The sequence below is a fragment of the Pseudomonas sp. AC463 genome, from assembly GCF_979253585.1.
In genome coordinates this window covers 1-314 of record NZ_CEEDDZ010000365.1, presented here as the reverse complement: position 1 = coordinate 314, position 314 = coordinate 1, and the positions used below count along the sequence as shown (strand labels likewise).

Below are 314 nucleotides of genomic sequence, written 5' to 3'. Positions count from 1 at the left end.
ACGTAGAGATCGGCGCTGTCTTCGACCACCGCGCCCTCGAGTTTCTCGTGATACAGGCCCAGGCGTTCGATCAGCGTGTGGACGGCACGCAACATCGGCCCGGCGACGTCATCGGCGTACACCTGATCGCCGCTGTGCATCAGCAGGGCAGGGCGTTCGTGCGGTGCGTGGGCGGTGGCCAGCAGGCGATCCGCGCAGAGCAGACCATCCTTGGACGGGTGATGCGGTTTGCGGCAGGAGCCGTGCAGCAGGTTATCGATGCGCGAGCGCAGCACGAAGTTGGGTTGCGTTGCACCGTCGTACAGCAGGTGCGC

1 pseudogene is annotated in these 314 nt (G+C 65.6%); it reads right to left on the bottom strand.

The features are described from left to right. A pseudogene (locus AC0IYH_RS30550) lies at nucleotides 1-314 on the bottom strand (alkaline phosphatase family protein); the annotation flags it as partial.